The sequence below is a fragment of the Microvirga zambiensis WSM3693 genome, assembly GCF_016735695.1.
Classification (GTDB): domain Bacteria; phylum Pseudomonadota; class Alphaproteobacteria; order Rhizobiales; family Beijerinckiaceae; genus Microvirga; species Microvirga zambiensis.
In genome coordinates this window covers 1-2740 of record NZ_JAERQD010000155.1, presented here as the reverse complement: position 1 = coordinate 2740, position 2740 = coordinate 1, and the positions used below count along the sequence as shown (strand labels likewise).

At 60.0% G+C, this 2740-nt stretch carries 3 protein-coding genes and 1 pseudogene; 3 read left to right on the top strand and 1 reads right to left on the bottom strand.

Annotation, left to right across the window (positions count from 1 at the left end; all coding sequences use genetic code 11):
* Window positions 1-77: 77 nt before the first annotated feature.
* Window positions 78-487, top strand: a pseudogene (locus tag JKL46_RS37160) (transposase); the annotation flags it as partial.
* A gap of 10 nt (window positions 488-497) precedes the next feature.
* Window positions 498-713 carry a hypothetical protein gene (locus tag JKL46_RS37155; protein ID WP_009495298.1) on the top strand — a complete coding sequence of 72 codons (216 nt, stop codon included), beginning with the start codon at window positions 498-500 and terminating at the stop codon, window positions 711-713.
* A 38-nt stretch (window positions 714-751) separates the two neighbouring features.
* Here the strand turns inward: JKL46_RS37155 and JKL46_RS34465 are convergent, their stop codons facing one another.
* Entirely contained in the window at window positions 752-1600 is an 849-nt protein-coding gene (locus JKL46_RS34465) for a DMT family transporter (protein WP_009495296.1), read from the bottom strand.
* Between the two features lie 509 nt (window positions 1601-2109).
* Between JKL46_RS34465 and JKL46_RS34460 the strand changes: the two genes are divergently transcribed.
* Window positions 2110-2394, top strand: coding sequence for a hypothetical protein (locus JKL46_RS34460; protein WP_040639770.1), 285 nt, complete (start codon window positions 2110-2112; stop codon window positions 2392-2394).
* Window positions 2395-2740 lie beyond the last annotated feature (346 nt).

Here is a 2740-nt window from a genome sequence, read left to right as displayed (position 1 = left end):
AGGTTCTGGCAGGCTCGACACCCGCCTCGATACGTCGCCTTTCTCAATCCGTCATCACCCACATTCCGGTATAGTTCCTCGGCCTGGACCTCCCGGTCCCCGATCACACCACCTTCTCGCGCCGCAGCGCTAACCTAACCGTCGCCAAGGCGGTGAGAACAGCAAGCAGGCCGGTGAGCGTGGTGATCGACCCACGGGCCTGAAGGTGGTCGGGGCCGGCGAATGGCAGCGCGAGAAGCATGGTGGCCAAGGGCACCGGACCTGGCGCAAGTTACACCTTGCTGTTGATCCCGACATCGGTGAGATCGTTGCTTCAGAGCTGACGACCACGGAAGACGGCGATGCCTCACAGGTCGGACCGCTGCTGGATCAGATCTCAGGCCCGATCGCTGCGATTACGGCCGATGGCGCGTACGATGGCGATCCCGTGTACCGCATCATCGCTCAGCGGGACCCTGCCGCCGCTGTGATCATCCCACCGCGATCGGCACCTCCGGATGATCCAGGAGCAGGGTCGGCTCAGCTGGCAGAAGGCGGTCAAGTATGGCCGCCGGTCGTTGAGCGAGGTGGCGATGATGCGCTACAAGACCGTAATGGGGCGCCGCCTCCACGCCCGAAGTCTGCCTCCGCAAAAGACCGAAGCCGCGGCTGGCTGCAAGATCGTCAACGTCATGACCCGCCTTGGCATGCCGGTATACCACCGCATCACCTGAGCCCCGACGTCAGGGCGTTAACGCGACCTCCATCTGAATTACGCACTAACGTCATGCTCCTGCGAGAAGATGAACAGGTCAGCACCAACGACAATGACGATGCCGACAAATGTCAGGGTACCAGGCCACTCGTGGAAGAAAGGCCCAATCCCCAGCGCCCACAGGATTTGACTGTACTGCGCCGACGACACCCGGTCCGCCGGGACATACGGCGTTGCGATCGTAAGCAGCGCCTGTGCGATAAACGTTGTCGCCGCAAAGGCGGTCAGAAGAAGCCACTGGTCTGACGTTGGCCAGGTGAAGCTAGGGATCATGAGAAGCCCGGACAAAGCTGCCGTTGACAGGAAGACGGTGCCAATGAGGGTGAACCGTTCTTCCGTATGCCCGATCATGCGGCCGGTGATCACGACGGCCGCTGAGCACAGCGCACTGGCGAGGGCTACAAAGTGCCAGGACAGAAGTTCCTCGAAACTTGGCTTCACGACCATGAGAACACCCAGGAAGGCCGCGCACAGGGCAAGCCCCCGGCGCCATCTGACTTGCTCCTTCAGCACGAAGGCCGACAGGATCGTGACCAGACTCGGCGTGAGGAACAGCAACGCGAAGGCCTCGGTATAAGGCAGGCGCCTGAACGTCATGACGCTGAGCGGGGTTGCCGCGGCGGCACACACGAGCCGGATCGCCATTAGCCAAGGCCTGTTCCAGCGCACGAGGTCAAAAACACGGCTGCCCGGCGTCATGAAGGCAGGCGCAAAGACCAGAGGAATGACGGAGCCGAAGAAAGTCACCTCAAACGGATCAAGGTCGCTCCCGATTTTCTTCACGACGACATCGCCCCACGCGAAGACCGCGAAGGCCAGGAAAGCGAGAACGAGTCCTTTGACCATGATACCACAACCAAGAGCTAGAAGTTTGCCGCCCGGGCAGTCAGCAGGTACACATCCGCGCCTACCTGCTGATAACCCGTCATTGTGGTTGACTGACCGATGCCCGGCCCCTGGTGAGGGCTGCCTGCTTCCAGCCAAGATTGGCATGCAGCCGGAGCACCGAGTGCGCCTGATCCACAATCTATAACGGCTGAAGCCGTCGATTGTGCACCGTGCAAGTCAGATGATAGGAGAGCGTGCCGCAAGCCCGATTACTCCCAAGCAGGTTCTATGCCAACTCCGTCATTGTATCATCCGAGCGGAGGGCGAACCTTTGAACAAGAGGTCTGGCGAACACATTGCAAAACTGTTCTCCCGAGGCTCATTGTCCGAGTGTGCCGCTCGCTATACCGAGATCTGCAGGGCACTTGGATCGCTTCGATCTGTCGTCTTCTCGTGTATTTGGAGCCATGCCCGGGAGGATGTCCAGATTGCCGACGAATGTGCCGTCCCATAGAACAATACGTTAGATGCACTATCGCTTCTCGGAGGAGGCAATAGAGCGATACATCGGCTGGATCGGCTTGTTCGCCAGTCTGGTCCTGGGTGCGTCAGCTGTCGCCGCGATCGTGTTGCAAATGCGTAGCCTGATGCCAAGCTGGTGGATCTACCTGGAGCGAGATTGGCGACGGCGCGGTGTCGGCGGCTCTGCCGATTGCGATGTTCACGGCGGCGACGGCATTGTCGGTGAGCGTGATCATGGGACGATTTCTCCTCAGTCTGTGCCGCGTTCGCAGCTCAGCGCGCATTTCTAAGCATGTACCGTGCCAAAGGAGAAAATGATTTCAAAACAGCATGATGGCTCTCATACGGCTATGTCGCATGTCTGACAGTGTCGGACATCGGACATAGCCGAACGCGGTTGAATGACGCGCGAATTGCGCTGTTCCCACGGAGAAAACCTGTCCGCCATCCCTGGACAAACGTCGGGTCCCCGACACCTGCTGTCGGGTTTGTCAGGTCCGCGCCACGGTGCTGTGCGGCCCGGCGTCCTGCCGCGCTCTCATGGAAGCCCTTGAATAATCGTAAGCATCCGAGGAGCCGCGCGGACTTTGAGCGTCGCGCGTCATCCGGTTTGTCGTATGATGGTGGATGTTCAGG

Excerpts from the sequence above, each read along its gene's own strand:
- JKL46_RS37155 (WP_009495298.1), top strand. The coding sequence starts at position 498 with ATGATCCAGGAGCAGGGTCGGCTCAGCTGGCAGAAGGCGGTCAAGTAT.
- JKL46_RS34465 (WP_009495296.1), bottom strand. The coding sequence starts at position 1,600 with ATGGTCAAAGGACTCGTTCTCGCTTTCCTGGCCTTCGCGGTCTTCGCG.
- JKL46_RS34460 (WP_040639770.1), top strand. The coding sequence starts at position 2,110 with ATGCACTATCGCTTCTCGGAGGAGGCAATAGAGCGATACATCGGCTGG.